This is a genomic window from Streptomyces sp. NBC_01474, from assembly GCF_035918215.1.
Taxonomy (GTDB): Bacteria; Actinomycetota; Actinomycetes; order Streptomycetales; family Streptomycetaceae; genus Streptomyces; species Streptomyces aureus.
On the sequence record NZ_CP109449.1, the window covers coordinates 2,551,989 to 2,574,973 of the forward strand.

The following is a 22,985-nucleotide window of genomic DNA, read 5'->3' on the forward strand; positions in this document are numbered from 1 at the left end:
GCCGTGGTCCCGGATCGACTCCGGCCTTCTTCAAGATCGCCCACATCGTAGAAGCGCCAACCCAGGCTGCCCAGTCCTGTGGGGCTCGTAAAGTCATCGCTGCAGGTGGGAGCCTACGTGCCAGGCCCTCCGCGGTGGCTGGGATGCTGCGCGTGTGATCATCTCGATGCTGTACCGGGCCACCCGGGCGCTGCTGTCCATACCCGCGGTCCTGCTGCGCCGGGACACGGCCAAGGACGCCGAACTGCTGGTGCTGCAGCACGAAAACTCGGTGTTGCGACGACAAGTCAACGGTCCGGTCCGCTACGAGCCCGCGGACCGGTTCTGGCTGGCCGCGCTGTCGTCGCTGATACCGCGCCGCTGCTGGAGCAGCGTCTTCGCGGTCACGCCGGGGACGCTACCGGCCTGGCACCGCAGGCTGATCGCCAAGGAGTGGGACTACTCCGACCGACGCCGACGCACCGGGCGTCCACCCACGGCGGCCGCGCTCAAGAAGCTGGTGCTGCGCCTGGCGCAGGAGAATCCGCGGTGGGGCCACCGGCGGATCCAGGGCGAACTGGCCCGACTGGGGCACCCGATCGCGCCGTCCACGGTCTGGGAGATCCTACACAAGGCCGGCATCGACCCCGCCCCGCGCCGCACCGGCCCGAGCTGGCGCGAGTTCCTCACCGCGCAGGCCGAGGGGATCATCGCGGCGGACTTCTTCCACGTCGACACGATCACCGGCAGCCGGCTGTACGCGCTGGCGTTCCTCGAACACGGCACCCGCAGACTCCACATCACCGGCGTCACCGCCCACCCCACCGCACAGTGGGCGACCCAGCAGGCGCGCAATCTCGCCGATGACCTGGGCAGCCGCGTCGAGTCGCTGCGCTTCGTGCTCCGCGACCGCGACAGCAAGTACACCGGCTCCTTCGACGCCGTCTTCGAAGCCGAAGGCATGGACGTGCTGCTCAGCGCACCCCAGGCACCGCGCATGAACGCCCACTGCGAGCGCGTGATCGGCACGATCCGCCGCGAGGCACTCAACCACGTTCTGCTCCTGAACGAGGCCCACGCCCGGCAGGTCCTCGCCGAGTACCAGGACCACTACAACAGACATCGGCCGCACCGATCCCGCGATCAACGACCGCCCGAGGCCCAGGAACAGCCAGCAGTCCTGGATGGTTTCGAGCCCCGCAAGCTCTTGCGCACCCGGATCCTCAGCGGAGCAATCAACGAGTACCGACATGCCGCTTGAACTGCAGCGATGACTTTTCGAGCCCCACAGGATGGCAGCTGTCCTGGACGTGCTGACCGCCCATGCGATGTTCGTGGACGTTGCGGGCCGGGGGCACTGGCAGGTCGGCCGTCTCGGCGGCCGGTAGGTGGAGAGCGCTGAGCCCTACCGCTGAAACCGGTTCTGAATCCTTCCCGGCCCCCTGACCGTCGCCTGCTCCGTGTCCTCACTCAGCCTCCGATGAGAATCGCTCAGCCTTGGATGCGGCAGGTCAGCTCACAGGTGTCCTGTGCCAGCGAACCTTGACCGCTTGCCATCGAAGATTGAGTGGTGGGGGCCAGACACCCCCTCCGGTTAGCTGAGGATGTGATCAGGCGTGACGGCCCGGTCTACCTAACCGGGCCTTCATCTTCTCCTGACTGCTCGTCGGGCATGTCCAGGATGTCCTCTCGGGTGAGGAACTGAGGGCTCCCAGGGGGTGGGGCCACCCTCGGTGCCATGAGTTCGGTGAGGAGCCTGCTCAGGTCATCCGTGGATAGCGCCAGGCCTAGGGTCTGCACGATGCGCAGAGCACAGTCCCGGATGGACTGAGCGTCCTTCTCGGGCGCCGCCGTGCTCCTAATCTCGTCACGCACTCGGCTGAACTGCTCAGCACTGATTGTTGGCCGACTTACCGGTTGCGCCATGGTGCGCTCCTCCTTGAAGAGCGGGCCGTTCCACCCGCTCTTCAAGAAAGCGCTGAGCACACCCCAACGGCAACTGGAGAGAGCAGGCGCGCAGGCGCCGCCAGAATCGCTCAGACTTCGTTGGCACGCGCTCAAGGTGCGCCGTCACAGGACAACAGGAGTGCGTGACTCACGGTCCGGAGACTTGCCGCGAAATTCGAACACCTGATCTACTTGATTCATGGTGCACAGCGGACATTCCCCCGACATCGTGCAGTCTCAGCGCGAATGGGACCGCACCTACAAAGCGCTCGCCGAAGGCCCGGCAGGCAGCAATACGCGACTGCGGCGGCGCCTGATTGATCTGTCCCGACAGCTCATCCAGGACGTGCCGCAGGAGCGGCTTGCCGACCTGCGGCGCCGGGCCGGGCAGGAGGAGTCATGACCCGGGTCCGGCGGTCCTGGGACGTCACCGAGCGGCAGCGGTCAGTTCTCGCGGCGATACGCACCCACATCGCCGATCACGGCGAGGCCCCGACGGTCCGGGAGATCGCTGCGGCCGTGGGTCTGTCCAGCCCGTCATCGGTCATGTATCAGCTGCGCCGTCTAGAAGAGGCGGGCGCCCTTCGGCGTGCTCCGGGAACGGGCTCGCGGGAGTACCGGCTCAGCTGATGTCCGGCAAGATTCACCAGCTTGATGCGCTCCGGTTCCTGGAGCGGGTGCAGGAACGGGATCTGGCGCGTACGCGCAGGTGGATCGCGGATGCGGAGCGGCGCGAGGCCGAGCGGCTGCAGGGTGAGCGGATGCTGCCGCCGGCCCCGGACTGGCTGATAGAGCTGGGCATCGGCTCGGGCCGGGCACCGGTGTACGTCCACGTCGAGGGCTGTCACATGGCGAAGAACCGGACCCGGTCGATCAGCGAAGAGCAAGCGCGTCGGGCGCTGTGGGACCAGGTGCCGGCGTGCACGCACTGCAAGCCCGACGTGGAGCTCGGAGTGATCGATTAGCGCGCACGGCCTTCGCGCTGCAGCCGACGTCCTGGTCGCCGTTCCCTATGCCGCCGCGACGACGTCGGGCGGACCCGCCTTCACCGCATTGATGAGGTCCATGCGCGCTTCCACGAGGTCCGGGCCGGAGAAGCTGCCCCAGAACGCGTGTGAGGTCACGACTGTGGCGAGACGCATCACGTCCGCGGTCAGGCGCGCCACCTCGGCGGCCTCCTGCTCCGTGTAGCCCGAGGTCGGCGGGCGCTCGATCGATGTCGTGGGGGCCGTGGCCGGTCGCGGGAATGCCGTTCTCGTCGGGCTGCACCGACCAGGGCAGCGTCCGGGACAGTGCCGCGAGGGCGGTGTACGCGGCGTCAAGGTCGCGGCGGGCAGCAAGCAGGTCGCTGGGGAAGTCGGTGGCCATGAGTCCCGATATTGGTTCGACAGCGACCGCGTCCGGCGCCCCACGCGGCCTCCCGCGCGAGCGGCCCAGGATGGCGTGATCGGGATCATGCCCGGCCCCGATGGGCGTGACTTGCGGGGCTAGCTAGAGCTGTTCCGCAAAGAGCTCCTCGTGCGTCGTGCGCTCTGCTCGTAGTTGTTCCGCTTCAGGTTCGAAGTCGGGGTGGTCGGCCTAGTGCTGCCCCGCGCAAGTTCGTGGAGGGGTGTTGGGCCTGATCAGGCGGTCTTGAGTGGGCTGCCGTCATAGGTCCACCTGAACGGCTTCGCGGTCTCGTTGCGGCCGATGACGTAACTCTCCAGCTTGTCGATGAGGTCATCGCGGCTGGAGAAGTCACCGTGTCGCAGCACGCGGCGGGTCAGGACGGAGAAGAACAGCTCGATCTGGTTGAGCCAGGAGGCGTGCGGCGGGGTCCAGTGCACGTGCCAGCGCGGGTGGTCGGCGAGCCACGCCTTGGTGTGTTTGGCGGTGTGGGAGGAGCCGTTGTCCAGCACGACATGGATGTCCTGGTCTGGGGCGATGACCGTGTCGAGCTGGTCGAGGAAGGCGGTGAACGTCGCTGCGTCGTTGCGGGCGATGATCTCGGTGAGGACCTCGCCGGTGCGCACGTCCAGGGCGGCGACCAGCGAGGCGGTGCCGTGGCGGCGGTACTCGAACTCCTCGCGAGCGGGCTCGCCTGGCCTGACGGGACGACCGGGGTGGCGCCTGGCGCGGGCGGCGATCGCGGTCTTCTCGTCGATGGACAGCACCACCGCCCCTTCAGGTGGGTCGCGGTACAGGTCGCACACGTCCGCGACACGGTCCCAGAAGTCAGGGGTGTCTCGGCGGGTGAGCCAGCCGCGGACCCGGTGCGGCTTGAGGTCCAAGTCGGCCAAGATCCGGCCGACTTGGGAGGCAGAAATGGTGGCGAAGACAGTGCCGGCGACCTGGGCGGCGATCGTGCGGTGCGACCAGGTCGCTTCCGGGTGCGGGGGCACACTGGTGGCGGCGGCCACGATCGCCACCGTCACCTGGGGCCCGTATGCCTTGGGCCGGCCCGAGCGGGCGGCGTCCTTCAGCCCGTCCCGGCCCAGAGCGGCGAACCGTCCGCGCCACTTACGGACCGTGTTCACGCTGACCGCCAGGTCCCGCGCGATAGCCCCATTGCTCAGGCCCTCACCCGCCGCCAGCACAATCCGCGCCCGGAGCACCGCCCGCACCTGCGCTTTCAGGGAGACCGCTGTACGGATCAGACACTCGCGCACCCTCTCGTCCAACTCCACCACGACCGCCTCGACCATCCCGGCCACACCCTCGCCCACCCCGACCAAAGTGATGATCATGGCGTATGCGGGGGTAACCCAGCAGGATGGACCCGTGCCGAAGAATCCGCCCGAGTCCATGCAGGATCACCTGCGCCACCGTCTGAACGTCCGCGCCAAGGAACGCTGGCCCCAGCTCGCCCGCGTCCAGGTGCGCTTCCGCTCCGGATTCGCCTACGTGGCAGGGGAACTGCCGGGCGAGGAGGAACCGCTGCCGCTGTGCCGCCTGCGCTTCACCGGCGTCCTGCACACCTGGGGCTTCGCCCTCTACCTCGCCAGCCGAGGCAAGTACGAGGACAACTTCCTGCCCACCGGACTGCCCTTCGGCTCACCCGAAGACGCCCTGGACTGCGCCTGCGGCTTTTACCTCGGCGACCCGACACCCTGATCAACACCCCTCCACGAACTTGCGCGGGGCAGCACTAGTGACCCTGTGCGTGCCAGAAAATGCATCCGCGCAGGCCAGCTCAGCCAGAATGTGACCCGTTCGCCATCCTGCGTGATCGCTGCTCATGCGCTCGTCCGCCTCGCCTACCTCGCCGTGACCCAGACCTTCGCAACACTACGTTTGCTGCCGATGACCGACCGCGAGAAGGACGCCGAGATCCTGGCACCCCGCCACCAACTCAGCCTCCCGCAACGGCAACTAGACGGAAGACGGCCGCCTTCAAAGCCGAGGAAATAGAGATCTTCATGAGCGCGCCGCGGGCTCCTCGGATGAACGCTCACCGCGAGCGGGTGATCGGCAGCATCCGGCGCGAGGCCCTCGACCATGTCCTCATCATGAACGAGGCCCACGCCCGACAGGTCCTGGCCGCCTACGCACCGCACGACAACGAGCCCGCCCCCACCGGGCCCGCAACCAACTACCGCCAGGCGCCGACCAACAGCCTGCTCCGCTTCAACAAGAACATCACTCCCGAGTCCGGCGCGCCGGTGCGTTCAGTCCGGCAGCCCCCAGGGGCGCCGCGCCGACAGTGCGGGCACGTCCCGCGGTGCGGGACCGGTGATCCTCTTGCCGGCAGGGGTCACCAACACCACGGCGCCCTGCGGGAGTTGGATCACAGCGCGCCCGACACCCGTCGTGCGGTACGGCAAACGTCGCCCCTGCTCGTCCCGTACGTCGATGTCCCCGCTGATCCCGTGCTCCAGGTCGAGCGGCGCGCCGGCCTCGCTGTGCACCCGTACCCATCGGGTGGCGCCGTCGGCCCGGTCGGCGTCGATGAGGAAGGCGCCCTGGGCGCGCAGGCCCTGGACACTGGCGTCGGGCCAGCTCGCCGACACACCGGGGAAGACCCGCACCGGCCCGGAGTGGCTCTGGATCACCATGTCGAGCACGGACTGGCCTGCGGTGAGCGGGGATTCGACGGCAAGGTTGCCGCCCTCGACGTACATGGTGTTCTCGGTCATCCGGGAGTTGCGGAACACGTTGCCATCGGTGAAGTACGTCAGCAGGTCGACGGCCTGCTCGGGACGGCCGATCCGGGCAGCCATCGAGGACGCGGCGGCGAAGCTGTAACCCGCCCACTGCGTACGGTCCTTGACCCAGTGGTCGAAGGTGGTGTCAATCAGGGCACGGTCGGCGGGGCGCGCGTAGTCGTACTCGGCGAGCGGAAAGAGCCAGAGCATGTGCGAGAAGTGCCGGTGCGACTCGGTGAGCGGCTTGTTCGCGCCGACCATCACCCCGGTCGCGTCCTGCGGGTAGGGAGTGAGCCGGTCCAGGATCTCCTGCCAGCGGGCCGCCTTCGGGTGCGTCGTGCGCAGCAGCTTCAGGCACTGCAGGAGGGTGGTGCAGCCCCAGCGCACCAGGGACAGGTCGTAGGTGCAGTCCTCGGCGTCGGCCCACTCCGGTGAGCGGGTCAGCGGCAGATGCAGGGCGCCGTCTGAACCCTCGTACAGGAAGTGGTCGTAGAAGTTCACCGCGCGGGTGAGGATCGGGTAGAGCACGTCGCGGACGATCGCCAGGTCCATGGAGTGGCGGTAGCTGAGCCAGATGTTGTGCAGCGCCCACAGCAGGTTGCCGGTGTTGTCGGTCTTGGAGGCGGTGCCGGGGACGCCGACCGTCTTTCCGCCGGTGCGCAGCATCCAGTCCGAGGGGTGCGCGAGGGCGTAGGTATCGCCGTCACGGTACTCCGCGGGGACGGAGGTGGGGAGTTCCGCCTCGAAGGCCTTGAACGTCGAGGTGACGGAATCGAGTTCGGGATGGTTGGAGCCCTGCAGCAGCCAGCTCGCGATCTGCACGTTCAGGTTCCACCAGACGGCGGTCCAGCTGCCCCCGGTCTCCGGATACCACGGCCCCCACTCGGACAGGGACGGCCCGTTCGCGCGGGTGGCGCTGGCGAGCTTGTACAGCTGAATCCAGTAGAAGTCCTGGATTCGCTTGTCGGGTACGGAGACGAAGCTGCGGCGGTAGTAGCGGTGCCACCAGGATCGGTGTTCGCTCAGCAGGCCCGTGGTGGAGGCGGCGAGGGTGCGGTCGACCGCGGCGAGGGCGAGGCGCGTGGTGCCGCTCAGCTCCTCCGGGTGCCGGTACACGACATGGGCGGCCAGCACCCGGCGGGTGCCGTCGCGGCGCTCGCGCCAGGCCGTGGTCCAGCCGCCGCCCGCTATCAGCGGCTGCTCGACATAGGAGGTGCCCTCGGCAGTGCCGGTCGCGGGGTCCGGGTTGCCCACGTAGTCGGCGGGCTTGTCCTTTGTGCGCGACGTGGTGGCGGGCATCCAGGTGAAGGACCAGGCCGCGTCCTCTTCCCCCGGGCTCGGCTCGGTGAACGCCACCAGCGCGTCACGGGAGTTGTGCACCAGGATGCTGAACGCGACGCTGCCCCGGACCGTGGTGATGGTGCCGCGCAGTTCGGCGTCGTACAGGTCGAGGGTCCAGTCGACGGCGGTGATCTCGCCGGAGAGGCTGAGGGTGAGACAGCCGATCGGCAGTCGGGAGTATCCGATGGCCGCACGCCACTGCCCGCGCTGGTCCTGCACCTTGGTGTGGCTGAGCATCACCTGGAGGGTGTTCGCGGCGGCGCCCTTGGAGACGACGGCGCCCAGCAGCCCGTTGCCGAGCAGTGCGCCGTCCTTCCAGTCGGCGGGCAGCGTGCGCCAACGCAACGAGGCATCGCGCGCGACCCGTTCATGGGGCGAGACATCGGTGGAATGCGCGCTCGCCCCCACGGTGGCGGCAGAAGCGGCCCAGGCGGAGGCAGTCTGCGGGAGAAGCGTGGCTGCGCCCACTCCGGTGGCCAGAGTGAGAGCGGTCCGCCGGGATGGGCGGGAGAGTGCGGCCGAGATGTGTCTCTCGTTCATGTAAGCGACTCCCATACTCGGAGGTGAACCCGCGTCCCGGGAATGATGCAGTCAACACCCGTTAACCACAAGGGGTCTTGAAGCCAGAGGTCCGATCTTTTCGCGCGGCCACGGACGGGAGGCCGCCGTCCTTGCAGTCCGGCGCGGTCCGATCGACCAGACGTAGCAGCGCGCCCCGCTCGAGGGCGCAGGCATCATGGTTCTCGCAGCCGGAGGCCGCGTCCCGCGCGCACGAGGCGGCGGCCGCGGGCCTACCGTGAGGTGCCGACGGCGTTGCGTCGGGCACCCGGCACACGTGGGTGTGAGCCCCAGCTACGAGGTCCTGCCGGACAGACCGCAGGCCCTGCGTCTCGCACGTCTGGCACTGGCGGGGCTTCCGGCCGTGGCCCGTTTCAGGCTGCCCGCCCCGACACTCCGGCCAGGCAGGAACCGGCAGCGCGTTGCGCACCACCACCCACTCCGCGTCCGTCATGTCCGACGGACACCTGCGCACCCCGTTCGGACGGTCGGCCGCATTCCCGAACCGGTGCGCGAGGCAGTCACACGACAGAACAGTCGAGTTGAACTCCAGTACGGCAAAAGCGGGAAGCGCCTCCCCACAGTCGACGATCTCTACGACCCCAGTCTGCTGCCGGAGGCGTCATGAACAGCGGCGCTGTCAGCACGGGAGTTGAGACGACGGCGATGAACCCGGCCCCCACGCAACCAGATATCGAGGTCCAGGACGTCAGCTTCGGCTACGGCGAGAAGACCATCGCCAACCGTGTCAGTTTCGAGGCGCAGGAAGGAGAATTCCTCTCCCTCATCCACAGTCTGGGAGATCCTCCACGCAGCCGGCATCGACTCCGCGCCGCAGCGCTCCGGCCCCACCTGGCGGCAGTTCCTCACCTCCCAGGCCCACGGCATCATCGCGCCGCCGACTTCCTGCACCTGGACACCATTTCGCTCAAGCGCCTGTACGCCCTGATCTTCATCGAACACGGCACCCGCCGCGTCCACCTCGCGGGCGTCACCGCCCACCCCACCGCCGAATAGGCCGTTCAGCAGGCCAGGAACCTTGCCATGGCGCAGGGGCACCGGTTGAAGCCGCTGCGCTTCCTCCTCCGGGACCGGGACAGCAAAGTACACCCGTTCCTTTGACGCCGTCTTCGCCCGTGCTGGTCAGGGGCCGTGTGGGCATTGTCGCGGGTCCATGCCAGTCGGCGGTGACAGTGAGGGCCTCGGCCGGTGATTGCCAGCGCGTTCCGTCCGGGGCCAGGATGATCCGGTGCTCCTGCGACTGCCTTACCTGGCATTGAAGGGCATGTTCACCTGGATACGGCTCCTGCCGATGAGCGACCGCGGCAAGGACGCCGAAGTCTTGGCGCTGGGCCATTAACTGGCCGTGCTGCAGAGGCAGATTGGCAAGCCGAAGCTCACCTGGCCCGACCGTGCGCTGCTCGCCGCGCTCCTGCACATCCTCCTCCCCCCGTACAACTTCGCCAGCTCCAGTTGATCGTCTCCCCCCGACACCCCGCTGCGTTGGCACCGCGACCTGCTACGCCACGGACACGCCAAGGCCTCACGCAAGCACCTGATGCACTCGCCCAAGGCGTACGTGGACCTGCTCAAGAAGGCCTACGGCAAGTGAGCTGACGGACGGTCCGAAGCGAGAAGCCACCCGACCACCGCGGGGGCCGTACGGGATCCCGTACGGCCCCCGCGGCTTCGTCTCGGCGCCCGGTGCCGGGGCGGAGTCCGGGGGCAGTGGCGCCTTTCGGCTACCCGCCGGAAACCTCAGATCTCCCGCAAATCTTCCCGTGTCTCGTTGCTGACCTGCTCCAACGCTGTCAGGGTTTCGGCCGATCCCCTCATTTCTGGTCACCGGAGGCTCCATGCCTGTCCGTCGTACCGTTGTTGTCGCCGCGTCCGCGGCCGCGCTTCTGTTTCCCGTCCTGACTCCCTCCGGCGCCGTCGGAGCCCCCGCCTCCGCTCCGCGCGCCGACGGTTCCGGGCTTCAGCTGCCTGCGAAGCAGGCCGTCGCCATCGGCAGCGGCGGTGCGGTCTCCAGCGTGAATCCGTACGCCACTCAGGCCGGCTTGAACGTGCTGCGGCACGGCGGCAACGCGGTCGACGCAGCCGTGGCCACCGCCGCCGCACTCGGTGTGGTCGAGCCGTACTCGGCGGGCATAGGGGGCGGCGGGTACTTCGTGTACTACGACGCCGCGACAGGGAAAGTGCGCACCATCGACGGGCGCGAGACCGGGCCCGCCCGGATGGGACCTGACGCCTTCCTCGACCCGTCGACCGGCAACCCGATCCCGTTCGACGAAGCAGTCAACTCGGGCCTGTCCGTGGGCATTCCGGGCACCCCGGCCACCTGGCAGAAGGCTCTGGACGACTGGGGCACCATCCCCCTGAAGCAGGCCCTGCGCCCGGCAACGCGCATCGCGGATGACGGGTTCGTCGTCAACGACGAGTTCCGCGCCCAGACCAAGATGAACGAGGCGCGGTTCCGCGACATCAGCTCGACGGCCGAACTCTTCCTCCCGCACGGTCAGTTGCCCGTAGTCGGCTCCCGCTTCCGCAACCCGGACCTGGCGCGAACCTACCGGCAGCTCGCCGACGAGGGCGCCCGCGCCATGAACGGCGGCTCCATCGGACGCGACGTGGTGCGTACGGTGCAGCACCCGCCGGTGGCCGAGGGCTCGACGCGGAACGTGCGCCCCGGGTCCATGGAGCTCTCGGATCTCGCGGACTACCGGGCGATCCCGCGCACCCCGACGCACACCACGTACCGCGGCTCGGACGTGTACTCCATGGCCCCGTCGTCCTCCGGCGGCACCACCGTCGGTGAGGCGCTGAACATCCTGGAGAATTTCCACCTGTCGTCCGCCGACCGGACCCAGGCGCTCCACCACTACCTGGAGGCCAGCCGGATCGCGTTCGCGGACCGCAACCGCTGGGTGGGCGACCCGGCGTTCTCCGACGTGCCGGCCACGGAACTGCTGTCCAAGACGTACGCCAAGGACCGGGCCTGCCTGATCCGCCCCGACGCGGCGCTCACCAGCCCGCTCGCTCCTGGCGACCCGCGCCGTCCCGGCCAGGGCTGCACGCGCGGCACCGGCAGCCAGGAGCCGCACGAGGGGCCGTCGACCACACACCTGGTCGCGTCCGACCGCTGGGGCAACGTCGTCTCGTACACGCTGACCATCGAGCAGACCGGCGGCTCCGCGATCACCGTCCCGGGCCGCGGGTTCCTACTCAACAACGAGCTCACCGACTTCGACTTCGCGCCACTGACGCCGGGCGTTCCCGACCCGAACCTGCCGGGCCCGGGCAAGCGGCCGCGCAGCAGCATGTCGCCGACGATCGTGCTGCGCGACGGCAAACCGCAGATCGCAGTGGGCTCGCCGGGCGGCGCCACCATCATCACCACGGTGCTGCAGACCCTCGTCAACCGCCTCGACCTGGGGATGTCGCTGCCCGAGGCGGTCGCCGCGCCGCGCATCTCGCAGCGCAACCGCACCACGACCGACGCCGAGCCCGCGTTCCTCGACTCACCCGAGCGCCCCGCGCTCGAAGCCCTCGGCCACCACTTCGTCCTGGCGCCGCAGGCCTTCACGCCGTCACCCGAGATCGGCGCCGCCGCGGCGCTGGAGTTCGGGCGCGACGGCAAGGTGACGGCGGTCGCCGAGCCGAAGCGCCGCGGCGGCGGCTCGGCCATGGTGGTCAACGAGACCCCCTGACCCCGGCCACCCAGCCAGTAGGGGCCCGCCTCCGGACTTCCGGAGGCGGGCCCCTGTGCGATGAGATGCGGGCCCTCGCGGCTCAACTCTTCGTCGTGTTGTTGAAGAGCGAGCGCGACCAGAGGTAGCCGACCACGGCGATCGCGGCGCACCAGGCGAGCGAGATCCAGCCGCTGTTGCCGATCTCCGAACCGGTGAGCAGGCCGCGCAGCGTCTCGGTCATCGGGGTGAACGGCTGGTTCTCGGCGAACCAGCGCAGGCCAGGGGCCATCGAGCCGGCCGGGACGAACGCCGAGCCGAGGAACGCCAGAAACTGGATGAGGAGCGGCTTGTTGCTCGCGGACTCGACCGTCTTGGAGATCAGGCCGAGCGCCGCCGACAGCCAGGCCTACCTGTGAGGCTCAAAAACACGAATCGTCGTCCCGTTTTGAAGCCCGTCGCCGCAAAGAACCGGGGGTACAGGATTCTGAGCAGCGGCTCTGCCGCGTCTGGGATCATGTTTCGTGATCCTGTCCACGGTGTACGCCGTCACCCGCCGCCTGCTGTCGCTGCCCGCATTGCTGCTGCGGCGTGACGTCACGAAGGACGCGGAGTTGCTGGTGCTGCGCCACGAAAACGCGGTCCTGCGCCGACATGTCCCATGCCTACGCTACGAACCAGCCGGCCGCCTGTGGTTCGCCACCCTCTCGCACCTGATACCACGCCGCCTCTGGGCTCAGGCCTTCCCGATGACCCCGGCCACGCTGCTGGCCTGGCACCGCAAACTGGTCGCGAGGAAGTGGGACTATAGCCAGCGGCGCCGATCCGGACGCCCGCCAACGGCCGCCGCCGTGAGAGCCCTGGTCCTGCGCGTGGCGGCCGAGAACCCGGGATGGGGCCATCGGCGCATCCACGGCGAACTCACCCGCCTCGGCCACAAGATGGCCGCCTCCACCATGTGGACCATCCTCAATCGGGCCGGTATCGACCCCGCCCCACGTCGCACCGGAGCAACCTGGAGGCAGTTCCTCGCTGCCCAGGCCGAGCACATCGTCGCTGTCGACTTCCTGCACGTCGACACCATCAATCTCAAACGCATCTACGCCCTGGTCATGCTCGAACACGGTAGCCGCCGTGCGCACCTGCTCGGCGTCACCGCCAACCCCACCGGCCCATGGACCACCCAGGCCGCCCGCAACTTCCTCATGGATACCGGCATGAACATCGCAGGCATCGAGTTCCTGATCCGTGACCGCGGCGGCCAGGTCACCGACGCCTTCGACGCCGTCTGCGCCGACGTCGCCGACGTCGGCCTGCGCGTCCTCAAAAGCCCGCCCCAGGCCCCGAAAGCGAACGCGCACTGCGAAAGGTTCATCGGCACCCTGCGCCGCGAGCTCCTCGACCGGGCACTCATCCTCAACGAACGGCACCTGCGCCGAACCCTCACCAGGTACCTGGAGCACTACAACGGGCACCGGCCTCACCGCGCACTGAGCCAGCTCTGTCCATCGCAAGCTGAAGCCGGACCGCCGCGCCCCATCGACCTCGCCGAGCACCGCGTCCACCGCACAGCAATCCTCGGCGGACTCATCAATGAGTACCAGATAGCCAGTTGACACCACTACGAACCCGCAGATCAGCAGCCGAATCCCATATTTGAGCCCCACAGCCCAGCTCACGACTCAGGTCGGGATCGTCAACTCCCGGGCATCGACTCTGAGTTCAACCTCGACTCACCCATCGATCTGGTCGATTGTATTCAGTATGCTTACAACCGGCCTTACGCCCGCATCGCGCCACCCGGAGGAACCATGGCAGTCCCGCACCCCGAACTGCTCGCGCACATGACCATCCACGCGCCCGACGGCATCGTCATCGTCGACAGCGAGGGGCTCATCGAGTTCTGGAACAGCGGCTCGGAGCGGATCTTCGGATGGAAGGAGAGCGAGGTGCTCGGACAGAGCCTCGACCTGATCATCCCCGAGCGGCACCGGCGCCCGCACTGGAAGGGCTTCCACGCGGCGATGGCCAAGGGCTCCACCCACTACGGTGCGAGCGACCTGCTGACCGTGCCCGCGCTCAAGGCCGACGGGTCGAGCCTGTCGATCGAGTTCAGCGTGTGCCTCCTGCCGGATCCGCGGGGCGGCACCGGACATGTCGGCGCGGTCATCCGTGACGTCACCGCGCGCCGCGCTCAGGAGAAGGAGCTGCGCCGCCGCCTCGCCGACGCGAACGCCGGCGCCACGACCTTGTGAAACGCGGGTCATGGCGAGGAGGGCAGGGAACCCCGGGTTCCCTGCCCGCCTCGCTGTTCTGCGTTCTCCGGGACCGCGCACGTCTGGGACTACACACGTCTCCGGGTCCGCACACGCGGGTGCCCCGCACGCTCGTCGCGCACGGGGCACCCCCTTGTCCTCTGACTCCTGCCCCGCCTGCCGCCTGACCCCTGCCGCCAGGCGGACAGGCGTCAGGCGACGACGGAACCCTCGTGCAGCTTGCGGATGGCGTCCGCGTCGTAGCCCAGGTCCGCGAGGACTTCGTCGGTGTGCTCACCGAGCAGCGGCGCGCCCTTGATGTCCGGCTGGAACGCGGAGAACTTCACCGGGCTGCCCACCGTCAGATAGGTACCGCGCTCCTTCTGCTCCACCTCGACGATGGTTCCGCTCTTACGCATGTCGGGGTCCTCGGCGAGCTCCTTCATCGACAGGACCGGGGCGCACGGCACCTCCCACTCGCGCAGGATGTCGACGGCCTCGTACTTGGTCTTGTCGGCGAGCCACTTCTCGATCTCGCCGAAGATGTCCATGATGTGTGGCTGGCGGGCGCGGGCAGTGCTGTACTCCGGGTCGTCGGCCCACTCCGGGCGGCCGATGGCCTCGGCCGTGCGCTTCCAGTTCTGCTCCTGGACGGTGAAGTAGATGTAGGCGTTGGGGTCGGTCTCCCAGCCCTTGCACTTGAGGATCCAGCCGGGCTGGCCGCCGCCTCCCGCGTTGCCGCCGCGCGGCACGGCGTCGCCGAACTCGCCGTGCGGGTACTGCGGGTACTCCTCCAGGTAGCCGACCTTCTCCAGGCGCTGCTGGTCGCGCAGCTTGACGCGGGTGAGGTTGAGGCAAGCGTCCTGCATGGAGACGGAGACCTTCTGGCCGAGGCCCGTCTGGTTGCGCTGGATGATCGCCGTGAGCAGCCCGATCATCAGGTGCATCCCGGTGTTGGAGTCGCCGAGGGCGGCGCCTGAGATGGTGGGCGGGCCGTCCCAGAAGCCGGTGGTGGAGGCAGCGCCGCCGGCGGCCTGGGCGACGTTCTCGTAGGTCTTCAGGTCGTTCCACTTGGACTGCTCGTTGAAGCCCTTGACCGAGCCGAAAATGAGGCGCGGGTTGAGCTCGTGTATGTGGTCCCAGCCGAGGCCCATCCGGTCCATGGCGCCGGGCGCGAAGTTCTCGACAAGGATGTCGGCCTCGCGGATCAGCTTCTCCATGACCTCCTTGCCCTCGGCCGTCTTGGTGTTGATGGCCAGGGAGCGCTTGTTGGAGTTGAGCATGGTGAAGTACAGGGCGTCGAGGTCCGGGATGTCGCGCAGCTGCTGGCGGGTCACGTCGCCGCCATTGATGCGCTCGACCTTGATGACGTCGGCGCCGAACCAGGCGAGCATCTGCGTACAGGCAGGGCCCGCCTGAACCCCGGTGAAGTCGATCACCTTAATGCCCGCGAGCGGCTGTTCATTCATGTCTGAGTCCTTCTCGTGATGGGTTGCGCGGCGAACAGTGGTTGTGCGTTCGCAAGTTGAGAGATGGCTTGCCGAACAGTGCGGGCGGTCACTTCTTCGACGGCACGATGTTGCCGACGGTGATGCCCTTGGGGTTGAGGTGCGAGATGTGACCGCTCTCCGTACCCGCGCCGGGGTCGATGGCGCAGTCGATCAGGGCGGGTCCGCCCGCGGCGAGCGACTCGGTGAGGGCTGCGGTGACCTCGGCGGGCGTGGTGGCGCGGTAGCCCTTGCCACCGAACGCCTCGATCATCAGGTCGTGCCGGGCGGACAGCGTCAGGCTGGTGGGCGACGGGGCGTCGTCGCGCGGGTTGACGTCGTTGCCGCGATACACACCGCCGTTGTTCATGATCACGGTGGTGACGGGGAGCTGGTAGCGGCAGATCGTTTCCAGTTCCATGCCGCTGAACCCGAAGGCGCTGTCGCCCTCGACGGCGATCACCGGCTGGCCGGTCTCCACGGCGGCGGCGATCGCGTAGCCCATGCCGATCCCCATCACACCCCAGGTGCCGACGTCCAGGCGGTGGCGCGGGACGTGCATGTCGATGACGTTGCGCGCCATGTCGAGGGCGTTGGCACCCTCATTGACGAGGTAGGCGTGCTGGTTGTCGCGCAGCACGTCGCGTACGGCGCGCAGCGCGCCCATGAACTGCATCGGGTGCGGGTCGGCCGCCAGGCGTCCGGCCATCTTCTCGACGTTCTGCGCGGAGCGCGCCGCGAGCTCCTCGCGCCAGGCGGCGGGCGCGGAGATCTGTCCCGGCTTGGCGCGCTCGGCCAGCGCCTCCAGCACGGACTCGACGTCACCGACGAGGGGGGCCGCGATCGGCTGGTTGCTGTCCAGCTCCCTGGGCTCGATGTCGACCTGGATGAACTTCGCGTCGGGGTTCCACTGCGGCGCCTCGCCGTGCCCGAGCAGCCAGTTGAGGCGGGCTCCGACGAGCATCACGACGTCGGCCTTGCGCAGCGCGAGGGAGCGGGCGGTCGCCACCGACTGCGGGTGGTCGTCGGGCAGCAGGCCCTTGGCCATCGACATCGGTACGTACGGGATGCCGGTCGACTCGACGAACTCCCGGATCCTGTCGTCGGCCTGGGCGTAGGCGGCGCCCTTGCCGAGCACCACGAGCGGCCGCTCGGCGCCGGCGAGGAGTTCGATGGCGCGATCCACCGCCTCGGGCGCGGGCAGCTGTCGCGGAGACGGGTCGACCAGCCGGCTGAGGGTCTTGGCGCCCTCCGCCTTGTCCATGATGGAGCCGAGTACGGCGGCCGGGATGTCGAGGTAGACGCCGCCCGGCCGGCCGGAGACGGCGGTGCGCAGCGCGCGGGCGATGCCCCGGCCGATGTCCTCGACCCGGCTGATGCGGTACGCGGCCTTGCAGAACGGCTGCGCGGCGGCGAGCTGGTCCATCTCCTCGTAGTCGCCCTGCTTGAGGTCGACGAGGTGGCGCTCGCTGGACCCCGAGATCTGCACCATCGGGAAGCAGTTGGTGGTGGCGTTGGCCAGGCCGACGAGTCCGTTCAGGAACCCCGGCGCGGACACCGTGAGAGCGATGCCCGGCTTCTTGGTGAGGTAGCCGGCCGCGGCCGCGGCGTGGGCCGCGTTGGACTCGTGGCGGAAGCCGATGTAGCGGATGCCCTCGGCCTGGGCGAGCCGGGCCAGATCCGTGATCGGGATGCCGACCACGCCGTAGATGGTCTCGACGTCGTTCAGCTTCAGAGCGTCGACGACCAGGTGGTACCCGTCGGTGAGCTCGGCCTGTGCGTCGGCGTTCGCCGCTGTCTCCTGTGGTGAGGGGGCGGTCATGGTCCGAGGTCCTCCTTGGGCAAGTGATGCTGTGCGGCTTGTGGATCCACCTTCCGCACTGCACCCTCGCCCCGTCCAAGACCTGACGACGACCAGCCAATAACCGGTATTTATCAACGGCCGGAACGGGCCCGGGTACCTGCGGTGATAGTCGGCCACTATCAGCCGTTCACCGTTGCGCATTGGACGCTGACGGGCCACGGCCCCCAGGCTCGCAGTCGACCGTTTCAGCTCTGTCGACCGTTTCGGATGTGTCGGCTGTTCGCCTCAACCGGCGCAAGGAGGTGCGGTGATGGCCACAGTGGCCACGGCGTCCGTGCGTGAACCGGACCGTTACCACGTCCCCGCGCTCACCGGTCTCGTCGATCTGCTGTCGCGGCCCGTGCGGGCGCGTCCGCACGCGCGGGCCCTCGTCGTCGGTGCGGATCGCGTCGAACTGTCGTATGCCGCTCTCGCCTCGCTCGCCGACAACCTGGCCCGCCGGCTGACGGCCGCCGGGGTACGGCCCGGGGACCCGGTGGGGCTGGTCGCCGCGAACAGCGTCGAGTACGTCGTGTCCCTCTTGGGTGCGGCCCGGGCCGGCGCGGTCGTCGCCCCGCTGGATCCGGCTCTGACCGCCGGTCAACTGGCCGCGCGGCTCAGGATGTTCGGGGCGCGGGTGGTGCTGTGCGGGCCCGAGGCGCCCGCGGGCGTACCGGCCTGGCCCGTGCGGGTAAGCGTCGCGTCCGGCGCCCCCTGCATGGTCACGCTCGATACGACGCGCGCGCCGCTCGGCCTGTACGGGACACCCGCACCGGGCCTCGCCCCGGACGACGCCCTGATCCTGTCGACGGCGGGCACCACGGACGGGGCCCGCCTGGTGCCGCTGACCCACGGGAACGTGGCCGCGGCGGTGCGTGCGCTGTGCGCGACGTACGAACTGGGGCCGCGAGACGCGACGGTGGCGGTCATGCCGCTGTTCCACACGCACGGGCTGATCGCGGCGCTGCTCGCCACGCTCGCCGGCGGCGGGTGTGTGCTGCTCCCGGCCGGGGGGCGTTTCTCGGCGGACACGTTCTGGGATGACATGCGGGCGGTGGGGGCCACCTGGTTCACCGCGGTGCCCGCCATCCACGAGATCCTCCTCGACCGCTCGGCGGTCGAACATCTCGCGCCGCTCGTGCCGCCGCTGCGCTTCGCCCGCAGTTCCAGCGCTCCGCTCAACACCGCGACCCAGCGGGCTCTTGAGCGCACGCTCGGGGTGCCGCTCCTGTCGGCGTACGGCATGACGGAGGCCGCCCATCAGGCGAGCAGCGAACCCCTGCCGCCGACCGGTACGTCCAAGCACGGATCCGTGGGCCGGCCGACCGGGACGCGGATTCAGGTCGTCGACGCGTCGGGGCAGGCGTGCCCGCCCGGTGTGCAGGGCGAGGTCTGGGTGCGCGGCCCCAGCGTGACCAGGGGCTATCTCGTCGATCCGGCGGCGACTGCGCACGGTTTCGGCGGAGGCTGGCTGCGCACCGGGGACCTGGGGCATCTGGACGCCGACGGCGCTCTGTTCCTCACCGGCCGGATCAGGAATCTGATCACCCGGGCGGGCGATCAGGTCAGTCCCGAGTACGTCGAGGACGTGTTGTGCGGTTGTCCCGCTATCGCCGAGGCCGCCGTGTTCGGGGTGCCGGACGAGCGGCACGGGCATCGGGTGGGCGCGGCCGTGGTGCTGCGCGAGGGGGAGGACGCGGAGCCCTCCGAGATCGTCAGGTACTGCCGGGGCCGGCTGGCCGCTTTCGAGGTGCCCGAGCGGATCCGGGTCGTCGAGGCGCTGCCGCACACGGCCAAGGGAGCGCTGGACCGGCAGGCGGTCCAGCTCCGTTTCGCCCGGTGACGTAGCGGCCGGGCGGGCCCGCCGGACCCGCCCCGCTTCAGCGGACCAGGGGTTCGGCCACGGGCAGCGGCTGGTCGAAGAAGTCGTCCAGGCGCAGTGAGGCCGCCGCCGTCATGAACGCGCGGGCCGCGAGCGAGCCCGGCGTCGCGTCGTGGATCGCGACCGAGATGAGCGCTCGCGCGTCCGGTTCGACGAGGCGCAGCGCGCGCATCCGGCCGGTGACCGGCAGGGCCCTCAGCCAGGTGTGGGGCACGATGCTGGTACAGGCGCCCGCGCCCACGTTCGCGTACAGGGTCGCCACCGAGTCGGTCTCCACCTGCGGGGTGACAGTGACTCCGCTGCGAGTGAACGCGGCGTCGATGACCTGACGGATCCGCATGTCGGGGGTGAGCAGCGCGAGCGGCAGCTGGGACGCCTCGGCCCAGGTGAGGGTGTCGGACTGGGGCAGCAGTTGATCGGCCGCGGCAAGCAGCATGTACCGCTCCTCGTACAGCGGCGTCACCTGGAGTCCGTCCCGGTCCTCGGGGCCGAAGTGGGCGATGGCCGCGTCGAGCTCGAAGGCGCGCAGCTGCCGGATGAGTTCCGTGGTGGACAGGCGGGAGCGCACTTGGACCTTGGCCAGCGGGTGCGCGGTGCAGAACGCCATCACCGGCAGCGCGAGTGTCGTCGAGGCGGTGGGCTCCGCGCCGAGGCGCAGCGTCCCGGTGATGCCCGACTGGACGGCGGCCACCTCGGCCTTGAACGCCTCCTGCTCGGCGAGGATCCGCTTGGCCCAGACGACCAGGCGCTCGCCTTCGGGCGTCAGGCCCTGGTAGTTGTGGCCGCGGTTGATCAGTGTGACGTTGAGTTCGCGCTCCAGTTTGGCGATCGACACGGAGAGTGCGGGCTGCGAGACGAAGCAGGCTTCCGCGGCGCGCGCGAAGTGCCTCTCCCGGGCCACCGCCACGAAGTACTCCAGCTGCCGGAAGAGCATGCCCCGCCTCCTGCTTCGTCCCCCGCATCCCATACGTCCCCGCCCCCGACCAGGTCGAACACACCTGCGGTGGCGCGCTGCCCGAGCTTACCCGGCGGTCTCGGCTGCGCCATGCCCGATCCGAAGGCCCTGCTCCCCAAGGTCATTGGGGGAGCAGGGCCGCGCTTCATCCCGTGCCGGTGCGGCGTGCCAGCAGGTCGGTGGCCGCGTGCACCGCTCGGAGCCTGGGTGCCTCGGCACCCGTGATGTCGGCCATCTCCACCACCGCGGTCACGATGGCGTCGAGTTCCAGCTGCTTGCCCGCTTCCAGGTCCTGGAGCATCGACGTCTTGTGGTCGCCGACGCCCTCCGCGCCCCGCAGGCGCTTCTCGATGGAGATATCCGGGTTGCTGCCGACCCGGGCGGCAATGTCCAACGTCTCCTCCATGAGCTGGGCCACCAGGCGTCGTGTCGGCGGATGTTGGCAGATCTCCACCATCGTGGCCCGGGTGAGGGCGCTGATCGGGTTGAAGGCGACGTTGCCCATCAGCTTGATCCAGATATCGTCGCGCAGGTTCGGCTCCACGGGGCACTTGAGCCCGCCCGCGACCATCGCCTCGCTCAGCGCGGTGCACCGCGCCGAAATCCCGCCACCGGGTTCACCGATGGAGAAGCGGGTGCCTTCGAGGTGGCGGATCACGCCGGGGGCGTCGATGACGGTGGCGGGGTAGACCACGCAGCCCACGGCCCGTTCCGGCGCGAGGACCTTGCTGGTCGCACCGCCCGGGTCCACCGCCTCGATCCGGCGGCCCTCGTAGGGTCCCGCGAGCCGGTGGAAGTACCACCACGGGATGCCGTTCTGCCCGGCGACGACGGCGGTGTACTCGCCGAGGAGCGGTTCGATCAGCGGGCCGCTGGACGGGTAGGAGTGTGCTTTGAGCCCGAGGAACACGAAGTCCACGGGTCCGATCTCGGTGGGGTCGTCGGTGGCGTGCGGGTGGGCGACGAAGTCTCCGCGCGGGCTGATGACCCTGACCCCGCGCTCACGGATGGCCTGCAGGTGCGGACCGCGGGCGATCAGGTGGACATCGGCACCACCCCGGTGCAGGGCCGCTCCTACGAAGGCTCCGATCGCACCGGCTCCGAGGACAGCAATCTTCACGGCAACTCCTCTCGGGAGGAAGGGTGAGCGATTGTGATTGGATACTGTATGCAGTCGGACTCTCCGCTGTACACCCGTCGCGCCCGAACTGATACGGCCGCGATATCCCCAACTGCCCGGCCGCCGGGGCCCACTCCTGACACCCAGCAAACTGCATACAATATGCTGCACTGCTCCTGCCCCGTGCCCCTCTTGCTACGCTCCCGACGCTCCCGACGCACCGACGGACCCGTAAGGCCCCTGAGAGAAGGAGAGCAATGCCCGCTTCACCACCACAACGCATCGGCGTGGTCGCCGAGTCGACCTCCGGGGAAACCAGAGTGGCGGCCACCCCCGACACCGTCCGCCGCCTGATCGAGCTCGGCTACGAGATCGTCGTCGAGACCGGGGCCGGAGCCGCATCGGGCTTCTCCGACGCGTCGTACGTCGAGGCGGGAGCGCGCCTCGACGACGCCTGGCCGGCCGATGTCGTCCTCAAGGTCAACGCGCCGTCCCACGACGAGGTGCGGCGGCTGCGGGACGGGGCGACGATCGTCGGCCTGCTCGCCCCCGCGCAACACTCCGAACTCCTCACCGAGCTCGCGAACAGACCCCTGACCGCATTGTCGATGGACGCCGTGCCCCGCATCTCGCGGGCCCAGTCCCTGGACGTGCTCAGCTCGATGGCCAACATCGCCGGCTATCGCGCGGTCATCGAGGCGGCCCACGCCTTCGGACGCTTCTTCACCGGGCAGGTCACCGCGGCCGGCAAAGTGCCTCCCGCGAAAGTGCTGGTGGTCGGCGCCGGAGTGGCCGGCCTGGCAGCCATCGGAGCCGCTGGGAGCCTCGGCGCGGTGGTGCGGGCCACGGATCCGCGCAGCGAGGTCGCCGATCAAGTGCGCTCGCTCGGCGGCGAGTTCCTGCCCGTAGAGGTCGAACAGGAGTCGGCCGGCGACGGATACGCGCGGGCCACCTCCGAGGCCTACGACCGACGCGCCGCCGAGATCTACTCCGAGCAGGCCAGGGACGTCGACATCATCATCACGACGGCCCTCATCCCGGGGCGCCCCGCGCCACGGCTGATCACGGCCATGCAGGTGGCCTCGATGAAACCGGGCAGCGTCATCGTCGACATGGCGGCGGCGCAGGGCGGGAACGTCGAGGGGACGGTGAGCGGCCGGGCGATCGTCACCGAGAACGGCGTCACCGTCATCGGCTACACCGACCTCGCGGGCCGCCTGCCCGCCCAAGCCTCACAGCTGTACGGCACGAACCTGGTGAACCTGCTGAAGCTGCTCACCCCGGAACGGGACGGGCAGCTGACCCTCGACCTCAAGGACGTCGTACAGCGCGCGGTGACTGTGGTGCACGACGGCGAGACGCTGTGGCCGCCGCCCCCCGTCGCGGTCTCGGCGGCGCCCGCGAAGGCCCCGGCCGCGCCGGCGTCACCGGTCGATCCGACGCCGCCACGGCGCCTGTCACCGGCGGGCCGCTACGGCCTTATCGCGCTCGGGATGCTCGCCCTGTTCGCGATCGTCGCCGTCTCACCCGCCCAACTCGCCTCCAATTTCACGGTGTTCGCGCTAGCCGTGGTCATCGGCTACTACGTGATCGGCAAGGTCCACCACGCGCTGCACACCCCACTGATGTCGGTCACCAACGCGATCTCGGGGATCGTGGTAGTCGGGGCGCTGCTCCAGATCGGCCACCCGCCCCTGGCAATCGGCGTGTTGGCGTTCCTGGCCATCCTGCTCACCACCGTGAACATCTTCGGTGGGTTCGCCGTCACCCGTCGCATGCTCGGCATGTTCTCGAAAGGCTGAGGT

Annotated in this window: 17 protein-coding genes and 3 pseudogenes; 11 read left to right on the forward strand and 9 right to left on the reverse strand. The window is 69.2% G+C overall.

Annotation, left to right across the window (positions count from 1 at the left end):
* Positions 1-154 precede the first annotated feature (154 nt).
* The 4 genes from OG758_RS12055 (at position 155) to OG758_RS12070 (ending at position 2,891) form a co-directional block, all read left to right on the forward strand.
* The gene (locus OG758_RS12055) at positions 155-1,240 is read left to right on the forward strand and encodes an integrase core domain-containing protein (protein ID WP_326709987.1); all 1,086 of its coding nucleotides are present in this window, start codon (positions 155-157) and stop codon (positions 1,238-1,240) included.
* Between the two features lie 885 nt (positions 1,241-2,125).
* The gene (locus OG758_RS12060; RefSeq protein ID WP_326709988.1) at positions 2,126-2,329 is read left to right on the forward strand and encodes a hypothetical protein; all 204 of its coding nucleotides are present in this window, start codon (positions 2,126-2,128) and stop codon (positions 2,327-2,329) included.
* Positions 2,326-2,556, forward strand: a complete 231-nt coding sequence (locus OG758_RS12065; RefSeq protein WP_326709989.1) for a LexA family protein — start codon at positions 2,326-2,328, stop codon at positions 2,554-2,556. The genes OG758_RS12060 and OG758_RS12065 overlap by 4 nt, the downstream gene beginning before the upstream one ends.
* Positions 2,556-2,891 (forward strand): DUF6233 domain-containing protein, encoded by a 336-nt coding sequence (locus OG758_RS12070; RefSeq protein WP_326709990.1) that lies wholly within the window; start codon positions 2,556-2,558, stop codon positions 2,889-2,891. The genes OG758_RS12065 and OG758_RS12070 overlap by 1 nt, the downstream gene beginning before the upstream one ends.
* 45 nt (positions 2,892-2,936) lie before the next feature.
* Here OG758_RS12070 and OG758_RS12075 read toward each other — a convergent pair whose 3' ends face one another.
* A complete protein-coding gene (locus tag OG758_RS12075) occupies positions 2,937-3,092 on the reverse strand; it encodes a hypothetical protein (RefSeq protein WP_326709991.1) in 156 nt (51 codons plus the stop codon).
* Between the two features lie 456 nt (positions 3,093-3,548).
* Positions 3,549-4,652, reverse strand: a complete 1,104-nt coding sequence (locus OG758_RS12080; RefSeq protein WP_266569624.1) for an IS630 family transposase — start codon at positions 4,650-4,652, stop codon at positions 3,549-3,551.
* Between the two features lie 34 nt (positions 4,653-4,686).
* On the opposite strand from OG758_RS12080, the gene OG758_RS12085 reads away from it, so the two are divergent.
* The gene (locus OG758_RS12085) at positions 4,687-5,019 is read left to right on the forward strand and encodes a hypothetical protein (protein ID WP_266569625.1); all 333 of its coding nucleotides are present in this window, start codon (positions 4,687-4,689) and stop codon (positions 5,017-5,019) included.
* Positions 5,020-5,573: 554 nt separating this feature from the next.
* Here the strand turns inward: OG758_RS12085 and OG758_RS12090 are convergent.
* Positions 5,574-7,931: a glycosyl hydrolase family 95 catalytic domain-containing protein gene (locus OG758_RS12090; RefSeq protein WP_326709992.1), complete on the reverse strand. Its 2,358-nt coding sequence runs from the start codon at positions 7,929-7,931 to the stop codon at positions 5,574-5,576.
* 391 nt (positions 7,932-8,322) lie between these two features.
* Positions 8,323-8,403: pseudogene (locus tag OG758_RS12095) on the reverse strand (transposase); the annotation flags it as partial.
* Between the two features lie 330 nt (positions 8,404-8,733).
* Between OG758_RS12095 and OG758_RS12100 the strand changes: the two are divergent.
* Together OG758_RS12100 and ggt are read left to right on the forward strand one after the other, a co-directional pair.
* A pseudogene (locus OG758_RS12100) lies at positions 8,734-9,081 on the forward strand (integrase core domain-containing protein); the annotation flags it as partial.
* Between the two features lie 724 nt (positions 9,082-9,805).
* Positions 9,806-11,659 (forward strand): gamma-glutamyltransferase, encoded by a 1,854-nt coding sequence (ggt, locus tag OG758_RS12105; RefSeq protein ID WP_326709993.1) that lies wholly within the window; start codon positions 9,806-9,808, stop codon positions 11,657-11,659.
* Between the two features lie 82 nt (positions 11,660-11,741).
* Here ggt and OG758_RS12110 read toward each other — a convergent pair.
* Positions 11,742-12,044: pseudogene (locus tag OG758_RS12110) on the reverse strand (ABC transporter permease); the annotation flags it as partial.
* Between the two features lie 118 nt (positions 12,045-12,162).
* Between OG758_RS12110 and OG758_RS12115 the strand changes: the two are divergent.
* A complete protein-coding gene (locus tag OG758_RS12115) occupies positions 12,163-13,254 on the forward strand; it encodes an integrase core domain-containing protein (protein WP_326709994.1) in 1,092 nt (363 codons plus the stop codon).
* Between the two features lie 195 nt (positions 13,255-13,449).
* A complete protein-coding gene (locus OG758_RS12120) occupies positions 13,450-13,893 on the forward strand; it encodes a PAS domain-containing protein (protein ID WP_326709995.1) in 444 nt (147 codons plus the stop codon).
* 212 nt (positions 13,894-14,105) lie between these two features.
* On the opposite strand, the gene frc is transcribed toward OG758_RS12120, so the two are convergent.
* Both frc and oxc read right to left on the reverse strand, forming a co-directional pair.
* Complete coding sequence (frc, locus tag OG758_RS12125) at positions 14,106-15,362, reverse strand: formyl-CoA transferase (RefSeq protein ID WP_326709996.1); 1,257 nt, start codon at positions 15,360-15,362, stop codon at positions 14,106-14,108.
* Between the two features lie 88 nt (positions 15,363-15,450).
* The gene (gene oxc, locus OG758_RS12130) at positions 15,451-17,202 is read right to left on the reverse strand and encodes an oxalyl-CoA decarboxylase (protein WP_326709997.1); all 1,752 of its coding nucleotides are present in this window, start codon (positions 17,200-17,202) and stop codon (positions 15,451-15,453) included.
* A 292-nt stretch (positions 17,203-17,494) separates the two neighbouring features.
* Between oxc and OG758_RS12135 the strand changes: the two genes are divergently transcribed.
* Positions 17,495-19,066, forward strand: coding sequence for a FadD7 family fatty acid--CoA ligase (locus OG758_RS12135; RefSeq protein ID WP_326709998.1), 1,572 nt, complete (start codon positions 17,495-17,497; stop codon positions 19,064-19,066).
* Between the two features lie 37 nt (positions 19,067-19,103).
* Here OG758_RS12135 and OG758_RS12140 read toward each other — a convergent pair whose 3' ends face one another.
* Both OG758_RS12140 and OG758_RS12145 read right to left on the reverse strand, forming a co-directional pair.
* On the reverse strand, positions 19,104-20,039 hold the full coding sequence (locus tag OG758_RS12140) for a LysR family transcriptional regulator (protein WP_266557365.1): 936 nt from the start codon (positions 20,037-20,039) through the stop codon (positions 19,104-19,106).
* Between the two features lie 166 nt (positions 20,040-20,205).
* Positions 20,206-21,180 carry a 2-dehydropantoate 2-reductase gene (locus tag OG758_RS12145; RefSeq protein ID WP_266557367.1) on the reverse strand — a complete coding sequence of 325 codons (975 nt, stop codon included), beginning with the start codon at positions 21,178-21,180 and terminating at the stop codon, positions 20,206-20,208.
* A 257-nt stretch (positions 21,181-21,437) separates the two neighbouring features.
* Between OG758_RS12145 and OG758_RS12150 the strand changes: the two genes are divergently transcribed.
* Positions 21,438-22,982, forward strand: a complete 1,545-nt coding sequence (locus tag OG758_RS12150; protein ID WP_326709999.1) for a Re/Si-specific NAD(P)(+) transhydrogenase subunit alpha — start codon at positions 21,438-21,440, stop codon at positions 22,980-22,982.
* Positions 22,983-22,985: the final 3 nt, after the last annotated feature.

Bases quoted from the DNA above. Each gene is read 5' to 3' on its own strand.
- OG758_RS12090 (WP_326709992.1), bottom strand. From the start codon at position 7,931: ATGAACGAGAGACACATCTCGGCCGCACTCTCCCGCCCATCCCGGCGG.
- OG758_RS12065 (WP_326709989.1), top strand. From the start codon at position 2,326: ATGACCCGGGTCCGGCGGTCCTGGGACGTCACCGAGCGGCAGCGGTCA.
- ggt (WP_326709993.1), top strand. From the start codon at position 9,806: ATGCCTGTCCGTCGTACCGTTGTTGTCGCCGCGTCCGCGGCCGCGCTT.
- OG758_RS12070 (WP_326709990.1), top strand. From the start codon at position 2,556: ATGTCCGGCAAGATTCACCAGCTTGATGCGCTCCGGTTCCTGGAGCGG.
- OG758_RS12135 (WP_326709998.1), top strand. From the start codon at position 17,495: ATGGCCACAGTGGCCACGGCGTCCGTGCGTGAACCGGACCGTTACCAC.
- OG758_RS12060 (WP_326709988.1), top strand. From the start codon at position 2,126: ATGGTGCACAGCGGACATTCCCCCGACATCGTGCAGTCTCAGCGCGAA.
- oxc (WP_326709997.1), bottom strand. From the start codon at position 17,202: ATGACCGCCCCCTCACCACAGGAGACAGCGGCGAACGCCGACGCACAG.
- frc (WP_326709996.1), bottom strand. From the start codon at position 15,362: ATGAATGAACAGCCGCTCGCGGGCATTAAGGTGATCGACTTCACCGGG.
- OG758_RS12140 (WP_266557365.1), bottom strand. From the start codon at position 20,039: ATGCTCTTCCGGCAGCTGGAGTACTTCGTGGCGGTGGCCCGGGAGAGG.
- OG758_RS12080 (WP_266569624.1), bottom strand. From the start codon at position 4,652: ATGATCATCACTTTGGTCGGGGTGGGCGAGGGTGTGGCCGGGATGGTC.
- OG758_RS12120 (WP_326709995.1), top strand. From the start codon at position 13,450: ATGGCAGTCCCGCACCCCGAACTGCTCGCGCACATGACCATCCACGCG.
- OG758_RS12150 (WP_326709999.1), top strand. From the start codon at position 21,438: ATGCCCGCTTCACCACCACAACGCATCGGCGTGGTCGCCGAGTCGACC.